18 protein-coding genes and 1 pseudogene are annotated in these 21,664 nt (G+C 72.9%); 7 read left to right on the top strand and 12 right to left on the bottom strand.

Features of this window, described 5'->3' with window-relative positions; all coding sequences use genetic code 11:
• The first annotated feature begins 159 nt into the window (after positions 1–159).
• Complete coding sequence (locus ACZ7P3_RS11165; RefSeq protein WP_472080629.1) at positions 160–1,659, top strand: FUSC family protein; 1,500 nt, start codon at positions 160–162, stop codon at positions 1,657–1,659.
• A gap of 49 nt (positions 1,660–1,708) precedes the next feature.
• Here ACZ7P3_RS11165 and ACZ7P3_RS11160 read toward each other — a convergent pair whose 3' ends face one another.
• On the bottom strand, positions 1,709–2,314 hold the full coding sequence (locus tag ACZ7P3_RS11160; protein ID WP_472080628.1) for a tyrosine-type recombinase/integrase: 606 nt from the start codon (positions 2,312–2,314) through the stop codon (positions 1,709–1,711).
• Between the two features lie 287 nt (positions 2,315–2,601).
• Between ACZ7P3_RS11160 and ACZ7P3_RS11155 the strand changes: the two are divergent.
• Positions 2,602–3,242 (top strand): annotated as a pseudogene (locus tag ACZ7P3_RS11155) (FUSC family protein); the annotation flags it as partial.
• Between the two features lie 98 nt (positions 3,243–3,340).
• Positions 3,341–4,372 (top strand): lactonase family protein, encoded by a 1,032-nt coding sequence (locus ACZ7P3_RS11150; protein ID WP_472080627.1) that lies wholly within the window; start codon positions 3,341–3,343, stop codon positions 4,370–4,372.
• 352 nt (positions 4,373–4,724) lie between these two features.
• Here ACZ7P3_RS11150 and ACZ7P3_RS11145 read toward each other — a convergent pair whose 3' ends face one another.
• The 4 genes from ACZ7P3_RS11145 to ACZ7P3_RS11130 all read right to left on the bottom strand — a co-directional run bounded on the left by ACZ7P3_RS11145 (position 4,725) and on the right by ACZ7P3_RS11130 (position 8,883).
• A complete protein-coding gene (locus ACZ7P3_RS11145; protein ID WP_472080626.1) occupies positions 4,725–5,648 on the bottom strand; it encodes a sirohydrochlorin chelatase in 924 nt (307 codons plus the stop codon).
• Between the two features lie 169 nt (positions 5,649–5,817).
• The gene (locus ACZ7P3_RS11140) at positions 5,818–6,783 is read right to left on the bottom strand and encodes an N-acetylglucosamine kinase (RefSeq protein ID WP_472080625.1); all 966 of its coding nucleotides are present in this window, start codon (positions 6,781–6,783) and stop codon (positions 5,818–5,820) included.
• Positions 6,780–7,457, bottom strand: a complete 678-nt coding sequence (locus ACZ7P3_RS11135) for a uracil-DNA glycosylase (protein ID WP_472080624.1) — start codon at positions 7,455–7,457, stop codon at positions 6,780–6,782. The genes ACZ7P3_RS11140 and ACZ7P3_RS11135 overlap by 4 nt, the downstream gene beginning before the upstream one ends.
• A gap of 340 nt (positions 7,458–7,797) precedes the next feature.
• Positions 7,798–8,883 (bottom strand): WD40/YVTN/BNR-like repeat-containing protein, encoded by a 1,086-nt coding sequence (locus ACZ7P3_RS11130; protein WP_472080623.1) that lies wholly within the window; start codon positions 8,881–8,883, stop codon positions 7,798–7,800.
• A 278-nt stretch (positions 8,884–9,161) separates the two neighbouring features.
• On the opposite strand from ACZ7P3_RS11130, the gene ACZ7P3_RS11125 reads away from it, so the two are divergent.
• Positions 9,162–9,740, top strand: a complete 579-nt coding sequence (locus ACZ7P3_RS11125) for an Rv1733c family protein (RefSeq protein ID WP_472080622.1) — start codon at positions 9,162–9,164, stop codon at positions 9,738–9,740.
• 15 nt (positions 9,741–9,755) lie between these two features.
• Here the strand turns inward: ACZ7P3_RS11125 and ACZ7P3_RS11120 are convergent, their stop codons facing one another.
• Together ACZ7P3_RS11120 and ACZ7P3_RS11115 are read right to left on the bottom strand one after the other, a co-directional pair.
• Positions 9,756–11,738, bottom strand: coding sequence for a HEAT repeat domain-containing protein (locus tag ACZ7P3_RS11120; RefSeq protein ID WP_472080621.1), 1,983 nt, complete (start codon positions 11,736–11,738; stop codon positions 9,756–9,758).
• Between the two features lie 144 nt (positions 11,739–11,882).
• Complete coding sequence (locus ACZ7P3_RS11115) at positions 11,883–13,544, bottom strand: acyl-CoA dehydrogenase family protein (RefSeq protein ID WP_472080620.1); 1,662 nt, start codon at positions 13,542–13,544, stop codon at positions 11,883–11,885.
• Between the two features lie 71 nt (positions 13,545–13,615).
• On the opposite strand from ACZ7P3_RS11115, the gene ACZ7P3_RS11110 reads away from it, so the two are divergent.
• Complete coding sequence (locus ACZ7P3_RS11110; protein WP_472080619.1) at positions 13,616–14,365, top strand: PaaX family transcriptional regulator C-terminal domain-containing protein; 750 nt, start codon at positions 13,616–13,618, stop codon at positions 14,363–14,365.
• Between the two features lie 280 nt (positions 14,366–14,645).
• Here the strand turns inward: ACZ7P3_RS11110 and ACZ7P3_RS11105 are convergent, their stop codons facing one another.
• Positions 14,646–15,725 carry an NADH:flavin oxidoreductase/NADH oxidase gene (locus ACZ7P3_RS11105; RefSeq protein WP_472080618.1) on the bottom strand — a complete coding sequence of 360 codons (1,080 nt, stop codon included), beginning with the start codon at positions 15,723–15,725 and terminating at the stop codon, positions 14,646–14,648.
• A gap of 127 nt (positions 15,726–15,852) precedes the next feature.
• Between ACZ7P3_RS11105 and ACZ7P3_RS11100 the strand changes: the two genes are divergently transcribed.
• Positions 15,853–16,215: an ArsR/SmtB family transcription factor gene (locus tag ACZ7P3_RS11100; protein ID WP_472080617.1), complete on the top strand. Its 363-nt coding sequence runs from the start codon at positions 15,853–15,855 to the stop codon at positions 16,213–16,215.
• Here the strand turns inward: ACZ7P3_RS11100 and ACZ7P3_RS11095 are convergent.
• Both ACZ7P3_RS11095 and ACZ7P3_RS11090 read right to left on the bottom strand, forming a co-directional pair.
• Positions 16,153–17,523, bottom strand: coding sequence for a nucleobase:cation symporter-2 family protein (locus ACZ7P3_RS11095; RefSeq protein ID WP_472080616.1), 1,371 nt, complete (start codon positions 17,521–17,523; stop codon positions 16,153–16,155). The two genes, ACZ7P3_RS11100 and ACZ7P3_RS11095, sit on opposite strands and share 63 nt — an antisense overlap.
• Before the next feature lie 124 nt (positions 17,524–17,647).
• Complete coding sequence (locus tag ACZ7P3_RS11090; RefSeq protein ID WP_472080615.1) at positions 17,648–18,988, bottom strand: FAD-dependent oxidoreductase; 1,341 nt, start codon at positions 18,986–18,988, stop codon at positions 17,648–17,650.
• A gap of 218 nt (positions 18,989–19,206) precedes the next feature.
• Between ACZ7P3_RS11090 and ACZ7P3_RS11085 the strand changes: the two genes are divergently transcribed.
• Positions 19,207–19,722, top strand: coding sequence for a DUF6214 family protein (locus tag ACZ7P3_RS11085; RefSeq protein WP_472080614.1), 516 nt, complete (start codon positions 19,207–19,209; stop codon positions 19,720–19,722).
• Positions 19,723–19,939: 217 nt separating this feature from the next.
• Here ACZ7P3_RS11085 and ACZ7P3_RS11080 read toward each other — a convergent pair whose 3' ends face one another.
• Entirely contained in the window at positions 19,940–20,605 is a 666-nt protein-coding gene (locus tag ACZ7P3_RS11080) for a TetR/AcrR family transcriptional regulator (RefSeq protein WP_472080613.1), read from the bottom strand.
• 360 nt (positions 20,606–20,965) lie between these two features.
• A complete protein-coding gene (locus ACZ7P3_RS11075) occupies positions 20,966–21,640 on the bottom strand; it encodes a phosphatase PAP2 family protein (RefSeq protein ID WP_472080612.1) in 675 nt (224 codons plus the stop codon).
• Positions 21,641–21,664 lie beyond the last annotated feature (24 nt).

The raw sequence follows: 21,664 nt of genomic DNA, 5'->3' as shown, positions 1-21,664 counted from the left end.
CCATCCATGTACTTGTGGCGCCGCGAGCGCCGGACGGCGACGAAGCCGGGCCCGGACCGCGGTGCCTTCGTCGTGTCTGCTTGTTGTCCGCCACCCGGGACGACCGCCGCGGCAGGACGCGTACCACCATGAGGGGGGCGGCGCACCGCCGTGAAAAGGATGTTCGTGGCTCCGGACCCGGGGCGCTTGAGGCTGCGGAACGCGACCCGTGCTGTCATCGGTGTCGCCGCCGCCGTCGCCGTTTCCGAACTCTGCGGGCTATCGCTCACCGCATCGATCACCGGAGGGCTCGCGGCACTTCTCGCCCTCTTCACGGTCACCGATGCGACCGTCCTTGGCCAACGGCTCACCACCGCCCTGCTTCCTATCGCCGGATTCCCCGTGCTGGCGCTTGCCACCACACTGCACGGCATCGCCCCGGCCCGTGACGCCGCGTTCCTGGCCGTCGTCTTCTGTGGGGTCTATGCCCGCCGCTGGGGCCCGCGGGGCCACGCGCTCGGGATCTTCGCGTTCATGAACTTCTTCATCCCGCAGTTCCTGCACGCGGTTCCCGTTCAGCTGCCCGAGCTGTACGCCGCCATAAGCCTTGCCCTCTTCGCGGCCGGTGCCATGCGCTTCGTGCTCTGGCCCATCGAGCGTTACACCCCACCTGCGGCAGCCCCGCCGGCCCTGCCCGGCAGCGGATTGGCGCGGCCCACCACCCGGCAAGCCTTCCAGGCCACTGCTGCCTCGACTCTCGCGCTTCTGGTCGGGCAGCTGCTCTCCGAAGAGCGCTGGTACTGGGCCGTCGGTACTGTCTGGTGGATCTTCGTCAACACGGCTTCTCGCGGCGAAACCCTGGTCCGCGGTTTCCGCCGGGTCTTCGGAACTGTGATCGGTATCGCCGTCGGCCTGCTGGTCGCCATCCCGCTGCATGGCGCGCCCGCGCCGACGGCCGCCCTCGTTGCCGTCTGTGTCTTCGGCATCTTCTACACCGCCGCCGTCTCGTATTCCTGGATGATGCTGGCAGTGACGGTTATGGCCAGCCTGCTTTACGGCTTGCTGGGCGTGCTGGACCTCAGCCTGCTCGGGCTCCGTCTTGCAGAGACCGGTGTGGGCGCGCTATGTGCCGTGCTGGCCGTGGCCCTCGTCCTGCCGGTCACCACGCACGCCACGAACGATGCCTGGATCCAGCGGGCACTGCACTGCGTCCAAGCGGCCACCGCCGAAGCGACCGCTCGTCTCGCTGGAGACCCGAAGGGCGACCCTGGCCCGCACGCCGCCGAACTGGAACTGCTGCTCGGCCGGGTACGTATGGCACTCGCTCCGTTGATGCACCCTTTGACTCCCTTTCGTGCTCGGAAATCCCGTGCCCGCCGCGTCATTGAGCTGCTCGACGACTGCGCCCGCGAAGTGCGGGGTCTGGTGTCCGTTGCCGCCGATCCTGTCGCGTCGCACGACGCCCGTCTGGTCGATGCCTGCTGGCGGGTCGAGGCAGCGGTGGATGCACTCACTGTCAGCGACCTGGGGCGCAGACGAGTGGCGTCCGCTAGCGGCGAGCTGCCCCAGCAGGACGAGACGGAGTCGGCCCTCGTGCATCTGCGTGGCTTGGAGAAGGCTCTGTCGGAGCTGGCGATGCCGCTTGGGTTGCCTCCGCGCCCTCCACTTGTCCGTTCCTGAACGGGAGGAAGAGCGTCGATCCACGGTCCGGCGCTCTCTGGCAGACGGCTCACAGCCGCTCGTTGAGGATCCTGGCTGCTCTCGTGATGGAGCCCGGCACGAGGTGCCGGTAGATCCGGTAGGTGACCTCGATTGATTTGTGTCCCATCCACTCCGCGACATCAGTGATGGGAATGCCGTGGGTAAGGCAGTTCGATGCGAAATGGTGGCGGAAGGAGTACATCGTGTACTTGACCTCTACACCGGCCCGTTCGAGACACCTGTCCCATCGCCATCGCAGGGTCTGTTTCCCGTAGAAATAATGCTGTATGTGCTGGCTGCCGGAGCCATTTCCCTTGACAAGGAGATATCCGTCCTTGTCGGTACCGTATTTATCAGTAAAATACGAGAAGAAGTCGTAGGTCTTTCTGGGAAGTGGCACTTCGCGGAATTCTCCGCGCTTGCGGTGCTTCAGCGGTGCGGGCTGGACCTTATCGCTGTGGATCTGGTCGTTGATCCGATAGACATCGTCAGTCACAATCGACTTGATGTTTGCGGCATGAGCTTCTCCGTTGCGATGGCCGCACCCAGATATGAGCTCAATGACAAGACGGAGGCCGTCGTCCTCGGCCGCGTCGCGGATGGCATTGAGCTCTTCGAAGGTCGGAATGATCACCTCATTCGGCCCATGCGAGCTGTCGGCTCAGGCGAGGCAGCTTGGGGCGTAGGGCTGGTTGTCGAGGAGGTTGTGCCACCGCAGCGAAGGCGAACCGTCAGCAGCTGGGATGAACCCGTCGAGATGTGACATGGCTTCGCTACGTCACGGATAGCGCACCGGCCTTCAAGCGCGATCGAAGTGGCGACGGCTCCTGCCGTCGGCGCGTGACATGCTGATGTTGACTGTTTGCTGACTCCCTCTCGGCTGGCAGCCTCTTCACCTGCGAGAACCGCTGCACCACAGCATTCATGATGCTCTGGGTCACCCTGCTCGCCGAGCTGCTCCAGGGCCTGCTCGGCGTCCTCGGCCCCGCTCTGCTCGCCCTGCGGCTCACCGAGACCGGCGTGGGCGCCCTCGGTGCCGTGCTGGCCGTGCTGTTCGTGCTGCCCGTCACCACGCACGCCACCACCGACGCCTGGATCCAGCGCGCCCTGCGCTGTGTGCACGCCTGCACCGCGCAGGCCGCCGCGCGCCTCGCTCGGCCACCGCCGACCCGGCGCCGCGCGTGGCCGAGCTGGAGCAGCTGCTCGGCCGGGTCCGGCTCTCGGTCGCCCCGCTGGTGCATCCGCTGAACCCGATGCTCGGCCGCAAGCGGCGCGCACGCCGGGTCCTCGTCCTCCTCGACGACTGCGCCCGCGAGGTCCGCGGCCTGGTCGCCGTCACCGCGGACCCAGAGGCCTCCCACGACGCGCGCCTCGCCGCCGCCTGCTGGCGGGTGAAGACCGCGGTCGAGGCGCTCACCGACGGAGGCTCGGACCATGTCCACCTGCCCGCCGAACCTCCTGCCGAGCCGGCCCTGGCTCATCTGCACGGCCTGGAACGAGCCCTCGCCGACCTGGCCGAGCCCCTCCGGGCTCCGACCGGATCGCCGCTGGTGGGAGCCTGACCGGCACCGGCGCACCACGCCCCTGTCACCCTTTTGGTCTAGACCTTGGGTGATCGACTGCTACCGTCGGCACTGGCTCCGACGGAGAGGGGACAGCGGTGGCAGCAGTCGGCCGGCGGCACAGGGCGTTCATCGGGTCGTTCACAGCGGCGGGCGGCCCCGGGCTGGTCGTCGCGGAGGTCGCCCCGGGAAGCGGTGCGCTGATCCTCACCGGCGGACTCGGGAGCCTGCCCGACCCCTCCTACCTGGCCCTGTCGCCCGACGGGAACATGCTCTACGCGGTCAGCGAGACGGCCGACGGCGCCGTCGCCGCGTTCCGCGTCGGCGGCGACAAGCCGGAACCCGCCGGGCCGCCCGTGCGCGTGGAGGGCAGCGGACCCACACACCTCAGCCTGTACGCCGGTCACGTCCTGACCGCCAACTACGGCTCCGGCAGCGTCACCGCCGTGCCGCTGCGCCCGGACGGGACCCTGGCGGCCGCGCCCTCGGGACAGCTCCAGCACACCGGCTCCGGACCGCACGACCGGCGCCAGCGCGGCCCGCACGCCCATCAGGTGCAGCCCGACCCCAGCGGCCGCTGGGCTCTCAGCGTCGACCTCGGCACCGACTCGGTCCGGGTGTGCACCCTGCAGGGCGGCGTCCCCGTCCTGCACCGGGAGATCGCGCTGCGCCCCGGCTCGGGCCCGCGCCATCTGGCCTTCCACCCGGACGGCGAGCACGCCTACGTCGTGAACGAACTCACCCCGACCGTCACCGTCTGCCGCTGGGACGCGGCCGTAGGCTCCCTGAAGCCGCTGACCGAGGTTCCGGTCCTGCCGGGCGCCCCGGCCGGTGACGCCTATCCGTCGGGCATCGTCGTCTCTCCCGACGGACGCTTCGTGTGGACCGCGACCCGCGGCGAGGACGTCCTGTCCGTGTTCGCGGTCCAGGCGGCCGGGCTCCGGCTGATGGCCACCGTGCCGTGCGGCGGGCACTGGCCGCGCGCGCTGGCCGGGCACGCCGGCTTCCTCTACTCGGCCAACGAACGCTCCGGCGACGTGACCTGGTTCGCCGTCGACGACAGGACGGGCCTGCCCCGCTACGACGGCTCCGTCGAGGTCGCGGCGGCCGCCTGCGTCGTCTTCGGCTGAGCCGGGCCCGGCGCCCGCCCAGCCGTCCCGCCCGCCGCGCTCGGGCGGCCCCGGCCTGCCCAGCGCTCGGCCCATCCAGCCCACCCGGCCCCTCCGCCCACCAGACCTCTCGGCCCGCTCGGCCTCTCGGCCCGTTCGGCCCACCCGGACCGGTGGCGGGCGCCCGGACCGGCGGCGAGGGTCCGGTGTGACGCCGTACGGGCCGCACGCGTGCGCCGCGGGGCACGCAGCTCCCCGGGCCGACCCCGGCGCCTCCCAGGACCCGACAGGGCCCGCTCCAGTGACTGGAGCGGGCCCTGTGTCGTACGGGTGTGGTGCTGTGCTGTGCGGTGCCGTCCGGTGCGGTGCCGCGTCAGCGGACCGGCGTGCCCTGCGCCAGATGCGGGGCGATACCCAGCGCAGTCGTGTACTTGGCGAGGGCGAGCTTGCCGATCGCCGGGTAGGCGCCGAGCGCCTCGGCCGTGGCGCAGCCCGCCTCCTCGGCGGCTGCCACGAGCAGCCCCGGGTCGATCTCCGGGCCGATCAGGTACGGCGCGAGGGCCAGCTGCTGCGAGCCGGAGGAGCGCAGCTGCTCCGCGACCGAGGAGATGGAGCCGTCCTGGTCCAGGGCCGCCGCCATCACCGGCACGGCCAGGCGCGCGGCGAGCAGCATGCCCGTGATCCCGGCCGCCTGCACGGCCTCCTCGCCGCCCACGGAGGCCAGGATGATGCCGTCCGCGGCGGTGGCCACGGTGAACAGGCGGGCGCGGTCGGCGCGGGCCAGGCCCGCCTCTGACAGACGCACGTGCAGCGCCTCGGCGAGCAGCGGGTGCGGCCCGAGGACGTCGGTCAGTTCGGCGGCGACCCGGCTGTCCATCACGGACTGCCGGACCTGGCGCAGCAGGGCGCTGTCCGGGCCGGCCAGCAGCGGGACGACGACGGCGACCGGGCCGTCGGGCTCCTTGACCTCGAGACCGGCGGCGACCGCCTGCTCGTAACGGGCGGCGCGCGACTCGGCGGCGCGCGCCAGCACCAGCCGCAGGCTCGGGAACTCCGCGTCGTCCCCGTCCACGTAACCGATCCGGGCATCCAGGCCGGGCAGCTCGGAGCGGGCGATGCTCACGACCTCCTCGGCGAGGCTGCGCGAGGCGGCGCTGGGCGCGCCGGCCACCGCGAGGACGAGCGCGGGCGCGTCCTCAGGAGCCACCAGCGGTTCCGGTCGGCGGTGCCGTCCGGGCTGGCGGGGTCGCGGCATTCGTACTGGCAGGCCGGACGCGGGCCCAGTGGGGGAGCTCATGGCGCCGCATGTTACTGGCTTCCTGGGCTCCTCTGTTCGGGGAGGGTGCAGGTGAGCGGTTTCCGTCCGCTTTTGTCTGATGAGTTACGCCCCTTTGGCACGTGTTGGGGGCACGTGCCGGACACATGGTGCATGACCAGACACATGGTCCGCGAAAGGGGCAATCCCCTTATGTGATGACCACGTAGAGCAGATGGGGTTCACCCGGAAGGGGGAGTGACCCCGTTGACAGCTCGGTCGCGATCCGCACGCAGCCGTGCAGCGGATCCCCCTCGGCCGGAACCTGCCGGGCGTGCGGCAGCCGCCGTGCCAACTCCTCGCGCAGGGGTACAAGGAGCGGGTCCCCCATCCTGAAGAGGCCGCCGGTGAATGCCACTTCCGGCTCCCCGGCCGCCGGGCACACGGCCGCCGCGGACTCGGCCATGTTCCGGGCCGCCGCGCGCAGGATCCCGGCGGCGACCGGGTCGTGCGGGGCGCAGGCGGCCACCCGGGGTGCGAAGGAGGCCAGCACGGCGGGGCGGTCGGTGCGCGGGTAGAGCAGACCGGGCAGCTCCCGCACCGGACCGAACTGCTCCTCGGCGCAGGCGAGCAGCGGGCCGGAGCCGCCGTCCCGGCCGTCGTGGGCGCGCAGCGCCGCCTCCAGGCCTGCCCGCCCGATCCAGGCGCCGCCGCCGCAGTCGCCCAGCAGATGGCCCCAGCCGTCCGCCCGCCGCCACCTGGTCAGGTCGGTGCCGATCGCGATCAGGCCGGTGCCCGCGGCGACCACGGCGCCCGGCCGCGGCCCGAGGGCGCCGACGTAGGCGGTGACGGCGTCGGCGGCGAGCGCCACGGTCCGCACGTCCAGCTCCCGGGCGAGCGCGCCCGGCAGTTCGGCGCGCAGGGCGTCCCCCAGGGAGGCGAACCCGGCGGCACCGACAACGGCCGTGTCCAGCCGGGTCACTCCGGCCTCCGCCGTCAACGCACGTGCCAGGGGGACGAGTTGAGCCATCAGATGGCCGGGATCGATCCCCCGCTCGCCGGTGCGCACCGCTTCCCCGGACTCCCCACGGGCCGACGGCGCCCGGCCCGCAACACCGACGGCGACCCGGAGGCCGGAGCCTCCGGAGTCCACGGCGAGGTAACCGGGGACGGTCACGGCAGGCGCCAGTCCACGGGCTGTCCGCCCTGCTGGATCAGCAGTTCGTTCGCCCGGCTGAACGGACGCGAGCCGAAGAAGCCGCGGTCGGCCGACATGGGCGAGGGGTGCGCGGACTCCACGGCCGGGAGACTGCCCAGCAGCGGACGCAGATTGCGGGCGTCCCGGCCCCACAGGATGGACACCAGCGGCTTGCCGCGCGCGGCCAGGGCCCGGATCGCCTGCTCGGTGACCTCCTCCCAGCCCTTGCCCCGGTGGGCGGCCGGGCTGCGCGGTGCCGTGGTCAGCGCCCTGTTGAGGAGCAGGACGCCCTGCTGCGTCCAGGGGGTGAGGTCGCCGGTGGACGGCTGGGGCAGGCCCAGGTCGGTGTTCAGCTCGCGGAAGATGTTGATCAGGCTCGGCGGCAGCGGGCGCACCTCGGGCGCGACCGAGAACGACAGCCCGACCGCGTGCCCCGGAGTCGGGTACGGGTCCTGACCGACGATCAGCACGCGCACTTCGTCGAAGGGCTGCTGGAAGGCGCGCAGGACGTTCGGGCCGGCCGGGAGGTAGGTGCGTCCCGCGGTGATCTCCGTACGCAGGAAGTCGCCCATCGCGGCGATCTGTCCGGCGACGGGCTCCAGGGCCTTCGCCCAGCCCGGTTCGACGATTTCATGCAAGGGTCGTGGTGCCACGGGCGTCACCCTACTGCCGTACACCGGTCGGCGATCAAGCTGCGGCCGTCGGGCCGACCGAGGTTGACCGGACGGTCGCCCCCGACGACCGTTGCCGCCCGCGTCCCTGCCCCGGCCAGACCGTTCGCATCGGCTGATCTCCGTGGCCCGGCCAGACCCTTCGCACCGGTTGATCTCCCTGCCCCGGCAGACCCTTCGCACCAGCTGATCTCCGCGCCCCGGCCGGAGGCCCTCGCGCCGGCTGATCTCCGTGCCCCGGCCTCGTCCTGCGCGCCGACCGAGCCCCCGCATGCCCGGCCGGGCCCCTCGCTCCGGCCGGACTCCCGTCGGCACGGTCACGTCAGCCGATCACCGCCGCCCGCACGCACAGCACGTCCGGCAGATGGGCGGCCAGTTGCTCCCAGCTGTCGCCGTCGTCGGCCGAGGCGAACACCTCGCCGTTGCGGTTGCCGAAATAGACCCCGGACGGGTCCTGGTCGTCCGTACAGAGCGCGTCGCGCAGCACGGTGCCGTAATGGTCCTCCGCCGGCAGTCCCTTCGACAGCGGCTCCCAGCTCCGGCCCGCGTCGGTCGTGCGGAAGACCCGGCAGCGCCGCTCGGCGGGCACCCGGTCGGCGTCGGCGTTGATCGGGAAGACATAGGCCGTGCCGCCGCGGTGCGGATGGGCGGCCACCGTGAAACCGAACGTCGACGGCAGGCCCGCGCCGATGTCCTTCCAGCGGACGCCGGCGTCGTCGCTGCGGTACACGCCCCAGTGGTTCTGCAGATACAGCCGGTCCGGGTCGGCCGCATCCTTGGCGATCTTGTGCACGCACTGGCCGAACTCCGGGTTCGGATCCGGAAGGAACACCGCGGAGACACCGGAGTTGGACGGCGTCCAGTTCGCCCCGCCGTCCGTGGTGCGGAACACCCCGGCGGTGGAGACGGCCACGGTCACCGCCCGGGGGTCGCGCGCGTCGGTCAGCACCGTGTGCAGGCCCTCGCCGCCGCCGCCCGGCACCCACCGGGAGCGGGTCGGATGCTCCCAGAGGGGACGCACCAGACCGAAGCTCTCGCCCCGGTCCTCGGAGCGGTACAGCGCGGCCGGTTCCGTGCCCGCGTACACCACGTCCGGCTCGGCGGCCGCCGGGTGCAGCTGCCAGACCCGCTCCAGCGAAGCGCCGGTGTCCTTGGGGAACTTGACGGCCGGCCGGGGCGGTTCGGTCCAGGTGCGGCCCAGGTCGTCTGAGTGGAACACCGAGGGGCCCCAGTGCGCGCTGTCGCCGCCCGCGAGCAGCCGCGGTGTGCCGCTCCTGTTGTCGATGGCCACGGAGTAGACGGCCTGTGCGTTGAAATACGGACGGTCGTCGAACTCCCAGGCGTCACGCCGCCGTCGCCCGATGAACAGGCCCTTGCGGGTGCCCACGGCGAGCAGGACCTCGGCCATGCCGATCACCTCCGGGACGTCTTTGTCCAGGTAGTCGTCAGATACCGGTCAGTCTGCACCCCGCCACTGACAGCCACCCCCGGGAATCGTCTTGTCGCAGGTCACAGCGGCGCTGCCGGCCGGTCGCGGAGTTCGGCCGGGTGCGTTGCGGCATGCGCCTGCGCGAATGGGGTGTCTCGTGCGACCGTCGAGACGACGGCTCGTCGTGAGCAACGGGGCGGCCCGGCCCGTATGGGAGGTCGGTCCGGCCTGTCGGTGCGCTCGTGAGGAGGATGCCTTTGAAGGCGTTCCGTGGTCCCAAGGTGTGGCTGTGGCGCTGGCGGCGCAATCCGCTCAGGCGCCGGGCCGACGTGGTGGAGGCCTGGGTGGTGCTGGCCGCCTGGCTGCTGACCGCCGTGGCCGGAGTGCTGGCCGGTCTTGCCGCCGCCCGGTCGGTGGAGCACGGACTGGCCAGGGAACGCGCCGACTGGCACCCCGCCGTCGCCCGTGTCGTCGCACGGGCCCCCGGAAAACCCGCCGCCAAAGACGGCGCGGAGCGGGTCTGGGCCGAGGTGCGCTGGACCGTGGCCGACGGCTCCGCCCACACCGGCCAGGCCCGGGTCGCCCCGGGCAGCAGGGCCGGAACGCCGGTCACTGTCTGGACCGACCCGCACGGGCACCTCGTCACCCGCCCCACGACCGCCTCCGAGGCCGCCTTCCGCGCGACCTTGACGGGCGGTCTGGTGGGTGCGAGCGCCGCGACCGTCCCCTTCGTCGGCGGTCTCGTGCTGCGCGGCCGTCTGGAGCGGCGCCGGATGGACCGCTGGGACGCGGAATGGGCCCGGCTGGGGCCGCAGTGGGGGCGGATGACCGGCTGAGCCCCCGGCACGCGCCTACGGCCCCGCCAGCACCTCCCTGCAGGATCCGAGCAGCGCCTCGTCCCGCGGGATGTCGTCGCTGCCGTACCCACCCTGGCGGGCCGTGTGGCGCCGCGGCGCGGCCAGTTCCGCCGTCACCAGGTCGTGCAGCGGTGCCGCTGCCGGGCCCATGGCGACGAGGCAGCGGGCGATCGGGCCGCGCACGAGGGGGCTCTCGGACCAGGCGGCCCGGAACACCGGCAGCACGGGGTCCGGGTCCCCGCCGATGCGCCACAGCGCGCTCGCGGCCGACGTCCGCTGTCCGACCTGTCCGACCTGTCCGGCGCCGGCCGCCCGGCGCAGCTCCGGCAGGGCCGGGCGGGCGGCCGGGCCCAGCCTGCCCAGCTGCCGGGCGGCCTGACGGCGGCTCTCCGGCTCGCCCTGGGTCAACTCCCGCAGCAGGACGGGCAGGACGGCCGGGGCGTCACCGTCCGCCGACCACAGCGCGCCCGCCGCGGCGGGCGCGTACCGGGTGTGCAGCAGTGCCCGCAGAAGCGGTGCCGCCTGAGCGGCTGCCCCGAGGGCGTCCAGGGTCCCGATGGCCCGTGCGGCGAGTGCGCCGCGCGCCCCGAGCCCGTCGGGCGCGCCCGACAGCAGGCGCAGGACCTCCGGTGCCGCATCCCGGTCACCGATGGCCCTGAGCGCGGACAGCAGAGGTGCGGCCAGGGTGTCGGCGGCAGGGGCGTCCAGCGGGATCCGGCCCAGCCGGTGCCGCAGCGCGGGGGCGAGGGGAGCCGCGGCCGGGCCCAGTCGGGCGATCTCGTACCCCAGACCGACGGGCACGACCGGGCCCGCCAGTACCTGGGCCAGGAACGGGACCGCACGTGGATCGCCGCTCCTGGCCAGGGCCTTGAGCGGGCCGCCCACGGTGGGTGAGCCGCGCTCCCAGCGGTGCGTCCACAGGTCGGGCCTGGCGGTGACCAGGGCATGGAGGCCGTCCGCGGCGGGCGCGGCCAGGCCGGACAGCTCCGCCAGGACCGAGACCGCCGAGTCCCGTAATCGCTCGTCGTCGGTGCCCAGTTGGACGCCCAGCAGGGACACGGGTCCTGCGCAGTCGGTGCGCCAGCCGCGGAACAGCGTCGCCGACATCCACACCGCGTTGCACCGGTCCATCGGGTCCGGACTGGTCAACTGTCCGGTGAGCAGCGCGGTCCGGTCGTCGGTCCGGTCGCCGAGCGCGGTGTGCAGGGTGCGCAGCAGCTGGGCACCCTCCTCGTCCGAGGGGCGCAGCCGCCGGATCCGTCGCACGAGGGTGTCCGTCCCGGTGTGGTCCGGGACTTGGGCGCGGTGCGCGGACCTGTCCCGCAGCAGCCGGACGGCGGTCGGTACCAGGTCGGCGGGGAGCCGGTCGGGCGCGGCGAGCGCGAGCTGGCCGAGCGCGGCCAGCCGCAGTCCCGGTCCGTGGGGCGGGCCGCTCTGCGCCGTCAGGACGTCCAGAGCGGCGGTGTGCGTTGGGTGGAGGCGTGCGAACAGGCCGAGGGCCTGGGTGAGCGCGAGCAGCACCCGGTCGTCCCGCTCGGCCTGAAACCGCTGCCGCAGCAGGTCCAGGACGCGCGCGGAGCCGTGGAGGAACCGTACGACCGCCCCGGCGGCCGTACGGCGCACCCGCGCGTCCGGATCCCCGAGGAGGGGCACGAACACCTCGGAGTGTGCGCGCACCGCGTCACGCGCGCGTGCGTCGCCGCTCTCCGCCCCTATGCTGACCAGCAGTTCCACGATGCCGGCCCGGTCCGGCACCGGCTCGCGGGCCGCGAGCGAGCACAGGAAGGGAACGCAGGCCAGCGTCGCGTCGTACACGTTCCCCTCGTGGTGCACCGCGCCGTACAGGCCGTCGAGCGCGGTCTGCCGCTCCGCGGCGTCCGCGGAGGCCAGTGAGCGCAGCCATCCGGGCACGTCCTCCGCGCTGCCGTGCGCGTGCTGCAGCGAGGCCCAGTCGACCTCGTCGATCCCCGTGAACACGTTGTCCTCCCCAGGCCAGTGCCACCTGATCGCGAGTGTGCACCACGGCACTGACAACGGTGCGGAACCGCACGCTGACTGTGTGCGATCCGTCGGCTGTCACCGGCCACGGAGCGGTGGCCCGACCGGGCGCCCGGGCAGGGGTCAGTTCCGGTCGGGCAGGGCCCGCTCCAGGATCGCGTCGAGGCCGGCTCCGGCGGGCAGGGTGCCGAACGCGTGGCCCCAGTCGCCGCCCAGCCGGGTCGCGCAGAAGGCGTCCGCGACCGGGTGCGGGGCGTGCCGGACGAGCAGCGAGGCCTGCAGCACGAGGGCCATCCGCTCGACCAGCCGGCGGGCGCCCGCCTGATCGGTTTCGGCCAGTTGCCGCCCGAGCGAGGCCACGGCCGCGTCCAGGCGGGCGTCCGCCCCGCGCGCGAGGGCGAGTTCGGCGAAGAAGGCCTCGGCGGTGTCCGGCTCCCGGACCAGGGCGCGCAGCACGTCGAGCGCGTTGACGTTCCCCGAGCCCTCCCAGATGGACAGCAGGGGAGCCTCCCGGTAGTGCCGGGGCATGCCGGAGTCCTCCACGTATCCGTTGCCGCCCAGGCATTCCAGGGCCTCCGCGGTGAACGCCGGGCCCCGCTTGGTGATCCAGTACTTGCCGACGGCGGTGGCGATCCGCCGGAAGGCGCGCTCCCCGGCGTCCCCGCGCACCGCACGGTCCGCCGCCCCGGCCAGCCGCAGCGTGAGCGTCGTCGCCGCCTCCGACTCCAGCGCCAGATCGGCCAGGACGTTGCGCATCAGCGGCTGGTCGATCAGGCGGGCGCCGAACGCGCTGCGGTGGCGCGCGTGGTGCCCCGCCTCGACGAGCGTCCTGCGCATCAGCGTCGCCGAGGCCATCACGCAGTCCAGACGCGTGCAGTTGACCATCTCGATGATCGTCTTGACCCCGCGGCCCTCCGGCCCGACCAGCCATGCCACCGTGTGGTCGAACTCCGGCTCGGAGGAGGCGTTGGACCGGTTGCCGAGCTTGTCCTTCAGGCGCTGGATGCGGAAGGTGTTGCGGCTGCCGTCCGGCAGGATCCGCGGCACCAGGAAGCAGGACAGGCCCTGCGGTGCCTGCGCCAGCACCAGGAAGACGTCGCACATGGGTGCCGACGTGAACCACTTGTGCCCGCGCAGCGTGTACACGCCGGGCTCGTCGGTGGGCGTGGCCGTGGTGGTGTTGGTCCGGACGTCGGAGCCGCCCTGCTTCTCGGTCATGCCCATCCCGGCGAGCAGGCCGGGCTTCTCGGTGGGCACCCGCAGCCCGGGGTCGTAGACACGGCTGGTGAGCAGCGGTTCGTAGACCTTGGCCAGTTCCGGCTGGGCGCGCAGCGCGGGCACCGCGGCGTACGTCATCGACGTCGGGCAGCCGTGCCCGGCCTCGGTGTGGCCCCACACCAGCCCGCCGGCGGTGCGGGCCACATGGGCGCCGGGCCGGTCGTCCGCCCACGGCGTGCCGGCCAGGCCCTCGGTGACCGCCGTCCGCATCAGGTGGTGCCAGCTGGGGTGGAAGTCGACCTCGTCGATCCGGTGGCCGTAGCGGTCATGGGTGCGCAGCTCCGGCTCGTGCCGGTTCGCCTGCTCGCCCCACTCCTGGGCTTCCTCGCTGCCCGCGCGCAGCCCCAGTCGCCGGATGCCGTCCTCGGCCCAGCCGGCACCCTCGCGGCGCAGACCTTCCAGCAGGGCACGGTCCTCGGAGGCGTCGTACGGGGCCAGGGGCGGGGCCTGGTTGGTCACGTCGTGGGTGGCGGACTGCGGCGGCGACTGTGCGGGAATCGAGACCATACGGCCATGTTGCACTCGTCCTGCGGCCGTAGCAATGCTGCAACAACAAGGCGCACGTACAGTACGTGCCCATGCGCATGAACGTGTCGGCCGAGCCGGACGGAGCAGGACTGCGGCCCCTGTCCGCGCGGTCGGTCGTGCTGAGCCTGCTGCTCGGTGTGCATCCGCCCGAGCTGCCGGTGAAGGACCTGGTCCGGCTGGTGGAGCCGTTCGGTGTCGGCGGCTCCACGCTCCGGGCCGCGCTGAGCCGGATGGTGGCGGCGGGAGACCTCAGGCGCACGGACGCCGTCTACCGGCTCAGCGACCGGCTGCTCGCCCGCCAGCGCCGCCAGGACGACGCGCTGCATCCGCGCACGCGCGCGTGGGGCGGCGAATGGGAGATGGTGGTGATCACGGCGACCGGCCGCGGACCCGCCGAACGCGCCGAGCTGCGCATCCGGCTGACCGCCCTGCGCCTGGCCGAACTCCGCGAGGGCGTGTGGCTGCGCCCCGCCAACCTCGCCCGCTCCCTGCCCGGCGACCTTGCGCGCGTGGCGCTGTCGTACACCGCGCGTCCCGACGGTTCCCCGCGGGACCTGGTCGCCCTGCTGTGGCCGCTGGACGCCTGGGCGGACACCGCGCGGGGCCTGCTCGCCCGGGCGGCAGCCGCCCGTCGGCCGGCCGACCGGCTCACCGCCTTCGCCGCGGCCGTACGCCACTTGCTCACCGACCCCGTGCTGCCGCCCGGCCTGCTGCCCGCCGACTGGCCGGGTGAGACCCTGCGCACCGCCTACGCCGGATACCGGCGGGAACTGGCCGCCTCCGTGGGGCATCCGGAATGACGGCCGCGAGCGATCGGCAGGAGGCGACGGCACCCCGCACACGCCGAACAGGCCGAACACCCCGCACACCCCGAACAGGCCGAACAGACGACCGAAGAGACCGAAGAGTCCGCACACCCTGCGCCACGCTGCACCCGCTCGCCCTTCCGTCCGCGGGCCGTCCCGGCTGCGACGTGTCCCGGCGCCCGTAGGCCGTCGTCCACTGCGGACGATGGCCCCGTACGAGCCGCAGGCGGCAGGGCAGGTGTCTCAGACGGAGGGGTGGTACTGGTCCGGTGTCTCAGACGGACCGGTGGTACTGGTCCGGCACGTGGACCTCGGCGCCCAGCTCCCGTGCCGCATGGCGGGCCCAGGAGGGGTTGCGCAGCAGCTCGCGGCCCAGCAGGACCGCGTCGGCCTCCCCGTTCTCCACGAGTTTCTGGGCGTGCCCGGCCTCGGTGATCAGGCCCACCGTGCCCACGGGCAGCGCTGTCTCGGCCTTCACCCGGGCGGCGAACGGGACTTGGTACCCGGGCCCGGTCGGGATGGTGGCGTCGGAGACGTTGCCGCCGGTGGAGACGTCGAGGAGGTCGATGCCGTGCGCGTGCAGATCTCCGGCGAAGCGGACCGTGTCGTCCGCGGTCCAGCCGCCCTGTTCGAGCCAGTCGGTCGCCGAGGTGCGGAAGAAGACCGGCTTGTCGTCGGGCCACACCGCCCGTACGGCGTCGACCACCTCGAGGGGGAAGCGGGTGCGGTTCTCGTACGAGCCGCCGTAGGCGTCGGTGCGGTGGTTGGAGTGCGGCGAGAGGAACTCGTTGATGAGGTAGCCGTGGGCGCCGTGGATCTCCACGACCTCGAAACCTGCGGCCAGGGCGCGGCGGGCGGCCCGGGCGAACTGGTCCACCACTGTGCGTATCTGATCCGTGCTCAGTTCGTCGGGGACGGGGTGGCGTTCGTCGAAGGGCACCGGGCTGGGGGCGAGCGGCTGCCAGCCGTACGCGTCCGGGCCGACCGGGGCACCGCCCTTCCAGGGCCGGTCGGTCGACGCCTTGCGGCCGCCGTGTGCCAGCTGGATCGCCGGCACCGTGCCCTGGGCGGTGAGGAAGTGGGTGATCCGGCGGAAGGCCTCCACCTGTGTGTCGTTCCACAGGCCGAGGTCGTAGGGGGTGATCCGGCCCTCGGGGGAGACCGCGGTGGCCTCGACGACGATCAGGCCGGTGCCGCCGGCCGCCCGGGCCGCGTAGTGCGCGAAGTGCCAGTCGTGCGGGGCGCCGGTCTGCGGGCCCTCCGGTTCGGCCGAGTACTGGCACATCGGGGACATCCACACCCGGTTCGGGATGGTCACTTCGCGCAGGGTGATGGGCTCGAAGAGCGCGCTCACGACGGACTCCATTCGTCACGGGACCGGTGGTCGGCTCGTACGATAACCCTCGTACTACGATGAGTGTCAAACTACGAAGCGTCTCGTACAATGCAGGAGTCGATTTCCGTGCCGAAGGGGTGCCGCCGTGACCGACGTGACCAGCGCCGCCGCCGGGCGCGAACTTCCCCATCCGGACCGGGACGAGATCCGGCTGGAGGCCGTGCTGCACGCGCTCTCCGATCCGATGCGGCTGCGGATCGTGCGCGAACTGGCATCTGTGGAAGCCGAGTTGTCCTGCTCCCACTTCGACCTGCCGGTGACCAAGTCCACCACCACGCACCACTTCCGGGTGCTGCGCGAGAGCGGGGTCATCCGGCAGGTCTACCAGGGCACGGCCAAGATGAACGACCTGCGCAGGGACGACCTGGACGACCTCTTCCCGGGGCTACTGGACAGCCTCCTCGCCGCCGCCGGCCGACAGGCCCTCCGGATCGGCGACCGGGGCTGAACCGGCCCGTGCGGGAAGGTGGTTGAAGAGCAGGTTCAGCGCGACCGCGGTCACGCAGCCCGCGCTGATGCCGCTGTTCATCACCGTCTGGAACCAGTCGGGGAACTTCGCGTAGGCCGTGGGCACACCCACCGGCAGCATGCCGACGGCCACCGAAACGGCCACCACCGTCAGATTGCCGTTGCCGCTGAAGTCGACCCGGGCCAGGGTGCGCAGCCCGCTCGCCGCGACCGTCCCGAACATCACCAGGCCGGCACCGCCGAGCACCGGCGCCGGGATCGCCGCCACCACCGCGCCCAGCTTGGGCAGCAGACCGAGCAGCACGAGGAGGCAGCCGGCCGCCGCGACCACCCAGCGGCTGCGCACCCGGGTCATCCCGACCAGGCCCACGTTCTGCGCGTAGGCCGTGTACGGGAACGTGTTGAACACCCCGCCGAGGACGGTCGACAGGCCGTCCGCGCGCAGTCCGTCGGCCAGCGAGCGCGGCTCGACCCTGCGCCCGGTCATCTCGCCGACCGCGATGAGGTCACCCGTCGTCTCGGTCATCGTGACCAGGGCGACCACCAGCATGGACACGATCGCGGACGCCCTGAACGCCGGAGCCCCGAAGTGGAACGGCGTGCTGATGCCCACCCAGTCCGCGCTCCCGACCCCGCTGAAGTCCGTGAACCCGAAGGGCACGGAGACGGCCAGACCCACCGCGATGCCGATCAGTACGGCGATCCGGCCGAAGAGCGCCGGCGCGAACCGCTGCACACCGAGGACGACCGCCAGCACGAAGCCCGCCAGCGCCAGGTTCTTCGGCTCCCCGAAGTCCTTCGCGCCGACGCCGCCGACGGCCCAGTTGCCCGCCACCGGCAGCAGTGAGAGGCCGATGATCAGGATCACGGTGCCGGTGACCAGCGGCGGGAAGAAGCGCAGCAGCCGGCCGAAGACCGGTGCGAGCAGCATGATCGCGAGCCCCGCGACGATCACCGAGCCGTAGATCGCGGGCAGCCCCCCGCCCGTCGTCCCGATGAGCACCATCGGTGAGACGGCCGCGAAGGTGCAGCCCTGCATGATCGGCAGCCGGACGCCGAACCGCCAGAACCCGACGCACTGGATCAGTGTGGCGATCCCGCACACCAGCAGATCGGCGGTGATCAGATACGCCAGGTCGGCAGGCGACAGCTTCATCGCGCCGCCCACGATCAGCGGCACCGCGACGGCGCCCGCGTACATCGCGAGCACATGCTGCAGGCCGAAGGCGGCCAGCTGCCGTACCGGCGGTATCTCGTCGACGGGATGAACGTCCGAGGTCGTGGCCATGGGCACTCCAGAGCGGCGGGTCGGGGCATCCGAACAGGACGAGACCGTAAGGGCCTTGAACAGTTTGTTGATTTCGTTGCTGTTGCCGGTGTGTGTCATGCCCCCCGGAGGGCCGTCGACCCCGCTACGCGGACCGCGCCGCCCCGAGCAGCGTGTCCCAGTCGGCCAGTTTGACCACGCCCCGCCCCAGCCGTGCGCCCAGCTCGGCCTCGGCATGTTCGATCGCCAGCCAGCCCGTCCACGGCACCGGATCGATGCCCGCCGACCGCAGTGCCGCGAGCGGATCCTCGGGCACCTCCGCGCGCCCGAGTGCCGGCGCATCGGCGAGCAGGGAGAGCGCGGTCTCCTTGGCGCACGGCCGGTTGGTGCCGATGACTCCGGTCGGACCGCGTTTGATCCATCCGGCGACGTACTCGCCCGGCGCCGTGACGCCGTCCCGCAGGACGCGGCCCTCCCGGTGCGGCACGGTGCCGCTCGCCGCGTCGAACGGCAGCCCGGCCGGCGGCACTCCGCGATAGCCCACCGAGCGCAGCACCAACTGGGCCGGCACGTCCTCGTACCGTCCGGTGCCCGTCACTCCGCCGTGTCCGTCCGGTGCCGTCCGCTCGAAGCGCACCGCACCCACCCGGCCGCCCTCCGCAAGCAGTTCCACGGGCCGCAGGAAGAACCGCAGCCGTATCCTGCGGGCTGTGCGCCGGGACGGTTCGGCCGCCCAGCCGCGCAGCGCCTCCACGTTGCGGCGCTGCACGGCGGGCAGCGCGGAGGGGTCGGTGTAGCCGGGATCGAGCGCCAGCTCGCCCGGATCGACCCTCACTTCGGTGTCGGGCAGACCGCCCAGCTCGCGCAGCTCCTTGGTGGTGAACCGGGCCTGCGAGGGGCCGCGCCGGCCGACCATGTGGACCTCGGCGACCCCGCTGGCCGCCAGTGTGTCCAGCGCCGCCTGCGGCATGTCCGTCGGGCGCAGCTCCCCGGCACCCCGCACCAGCATCCGGGAGACGTCCACGGCCACATTGCCCACGCCGATGACCACCGCCGAGCGGACATCGCGCACGAACCCCGCGTCGGCCGCGTCCGGATGCGCGCTGTACCAGGACACGAACTCGGTCGCCGACCAGCTGCCCGGCAACTCCTCGCCGGGGATCCCGAGATGGCGGTCGGCGGCGGCGCCCACGCAGTACACGACCGCGTGGTACAGCGTGCGCAGCCGCTCCACCGGCAGCCCGCCGGGTCCGCCCACCCGGACCCCGCCGAGGAAGCGCACCCGGTCGTGCTCCAGCACCGTGCGCAGGCTGCCCTGCAGGGACTTGATCTTCTCGTGGTCGGGAGCGACGCCGTAGCGCACCAGGCCGTAGGGGCACGGCAGCCGGTCCAGTACGTCCACACGTACCTCGGGATCCAGCTGGACCAGGGTCTGGGCGGTGTAGCACCCGCTCGGCCCGGAGCCGACGACGGCGACACGCAGCACGGCGGTACTCCTTGCTCGACGGACTGGCTCGACGGACTGGAACGAGGAAGGTGTGCGGACGGCTCCAGCATGGCACCGCCCGGCCGGCATCGGCAGGGGCCGGCGGGGTGACCCGGACGCGTGTCCGCCCGAATGGAGTGTGATCATGAGGTTACGTTGCGTGTGTGCTAGAAGCATCCTTTCTTAATCTTTCCGATCGGCGTGTTCAGGACGGCACGGTGTCCGTGCGGCCCGCCTGGAAGGTGCAGGGGCACGGGGGCGTGACGTCCTGGGTCCACGTCCGCCTGGCCTTCCCCGACGGTGCGCGCGTCGACGCCATGGCTGTGGTGACCGGCGGCTATGTGTCCATCGAGGACGTCAAGGCGCAGCCCGCCCTGTCCCTCGCCGACCTGACGGTGCTCGCCGACTGGATCGAGGATCCGCTGCTGGAGGCGTGCGGGGTGGCGGCCGAGGGGGCGTACGAGGGCTGCGGCGACGGCGCGGGGGAGTGCGCGGGCGAGCAGGCACAGCGGGACGTCGGGTACGCGGGAGGGCGGCGCGCCCGCCCCGCCTGGCCACGGGGCATCGAGGGATGCCGGCTGGCCGCCCGGGAATACCGTGCGGCCCAGGAGGAGGGCATCGATCCGGTCCTCGCCGTGATGTGCGCGACCGGGCACAGTCGCCGGCGCTCCCTCTGGCTGATCGCGCAGGCGCGGGACGCCGGGTTCCTGGCACCCCGCCATGCCAGGCGGTGAGAGGGCTCAGGGCGTCGGCGCAAGGTGGTGGGGCGCCGGCGAAAGGCGACGGCGCTGGTGACAGGTGGTCAGGCGCCGGCGGAAGGCGGTAAGACGACGGAAGGGTGTGAGACGGCGACGGAAGGCGGTAAGGCGCCGGCGCGGGGCGGCAGGGTGTTGGTGCAGGGTGGCGGGGTGTCGGTGCAGGGTGGCGGGGCGACCGCGGGCCGGGTCTGCGCTACTCGTCGCGCTCCTCCGTCGCGAAGAACCGTGACAGATCCTGCTCCCGCCCCGCTCCGGAGTCCGTGCCGCACCCCGGTGGTGTGCCCAGCTCCCAGTCGAGCCCGTACCGCTTGAACAGCTCGGCCCGCAGCGCCGGTACGGGCATCGGCACCCCCGGCACCAGCACCGCGTACACCGCTCCCATCAGCAGGGCCCGCAACAGGGGGTAGTCGGCCGCCACGTCCTCGGAACCGTACCGGGCGACCGTGTCGCTCAGCAGCTCCGACAGGCGCCGCTGCTCCGGGCACTGCAGGAAACCCTCGGCCTGCAGGATGCCCGCCATGTGCTGGCGCATGAGCACCGGCCGGTCGTGGGCGAGGCCGAGGATCGCGTCGATGGTGCGGGCCAGCCGCTCCCGGCCGTCCTCCGTGTGCGGCTCCCGCTCCAGCGCCTCTTCCAGCGTCCGGTGCATCAGCCGGTGCACGGCGGACTGCACCAGCTGGCGCTTGCCGGGGAAGTAGTACGACACCAGTCCGCGTGCCGAACCCGCCCGGTCCGCGATGTCGGCCAGCGTGGTGGCCTCGAACCCGTGCTCGTCGACCAGTTCGACCGCGGCCTGCAGCAGCCGCTCGCGGGAACGTCGCCGCAACTCTTCATTGACCGAGGCGCTGCGCGGGGACATCCTGTAACTCCTGCGTTGACTGGCTGCCAGCCAACTATACTCAACGCAGGAGGCACCGCTGTGCGCGGGGCCTGTTCAGAGCTGCCGTCCGTCTGGGGCGACGCGGGGGATCGTCTCAGACGGACGGTGCACGGCACCGGCCGCGCCACCGGCACCCACCGCACACCGGATGCCGGGGATCGCAGCGGGTGCGGTGTCCGGCCGGGCAGGCACGCGAGAGACAGCGGCTCGCTCGGCCCGAGCGCGCACCGGCCGGGGCCGGGCGCGGCACCGCTGCTGCCTCTGCTGAACGGCGCTCACCCCGGGGAAGCCGGCCGATCACCGCATTCGATCAAGTGGCGGGCCGACCGGGACCGTCGGTCAGCGGGAGTGCGTCCGGCCGCCCCACGGCCTCTGGTACGCCAGCACCGCCAGTGCCACCACCAGCGCCCCGAGCAGCCACCCTCCCACCACGTCCGAGGGCCAGTGCACGCCCAGCCACACCCGGGTCAGGCCGACCCCGGCCACCGAGACCACGGCCACGGCGAGGGCCGCACGCCACAGGGTGCGCCTCGCGCCGAAGTGGTGCAGCAGCCACAGCAGGAGCCCGCACACCACCGTGGCCGTCATCGCGTGGCCGGAGGGGAAGGCTGCATAGTGCGCGGAGTCGACGGGGTCCCGCCAGACCGGGCGCGGACGGTCGACGGCCGCCTTCAGTGCTCGCTGCAGCCCCGCCGCCACCGCACAGGTCACGGCCAGCCACAGGGCCGTCCACCATGCCGCGCGGCGCCACACCAGCCACACCGCGGCCGCCGCGGCGACCAGGCGCATGGTCAGCGGGTCCCAGACCCAGTCCGTGAGGATCCGGAAGACATGGGTGAGGCCGTGTTCGTCGACCGCCCAACGGTGGGTGGTGCGGGCGATGCCCGTGTCCAGGCCCACCAGGGGGTGCCACTCGATCGCCACCAGGGTCAGCAGCGGTACGCAGAGCACGGTCAGGACGGCGGTGGCGAGGACCGCCGGACGGTACTCCGGCGGGCGGGGCGGGCGGATCATGCTGCGATCTTCGCCGACGCGTGG

The sequence above is a fragment of the Streptomyces sp. NPDC107581 genome (assembly GCF_055657175.1).
The sequence above is the reverse complement of the archived record's forward strand: the minus strand, read 5'-3'. Positions and strand labels throughout refer to the sequence as shown.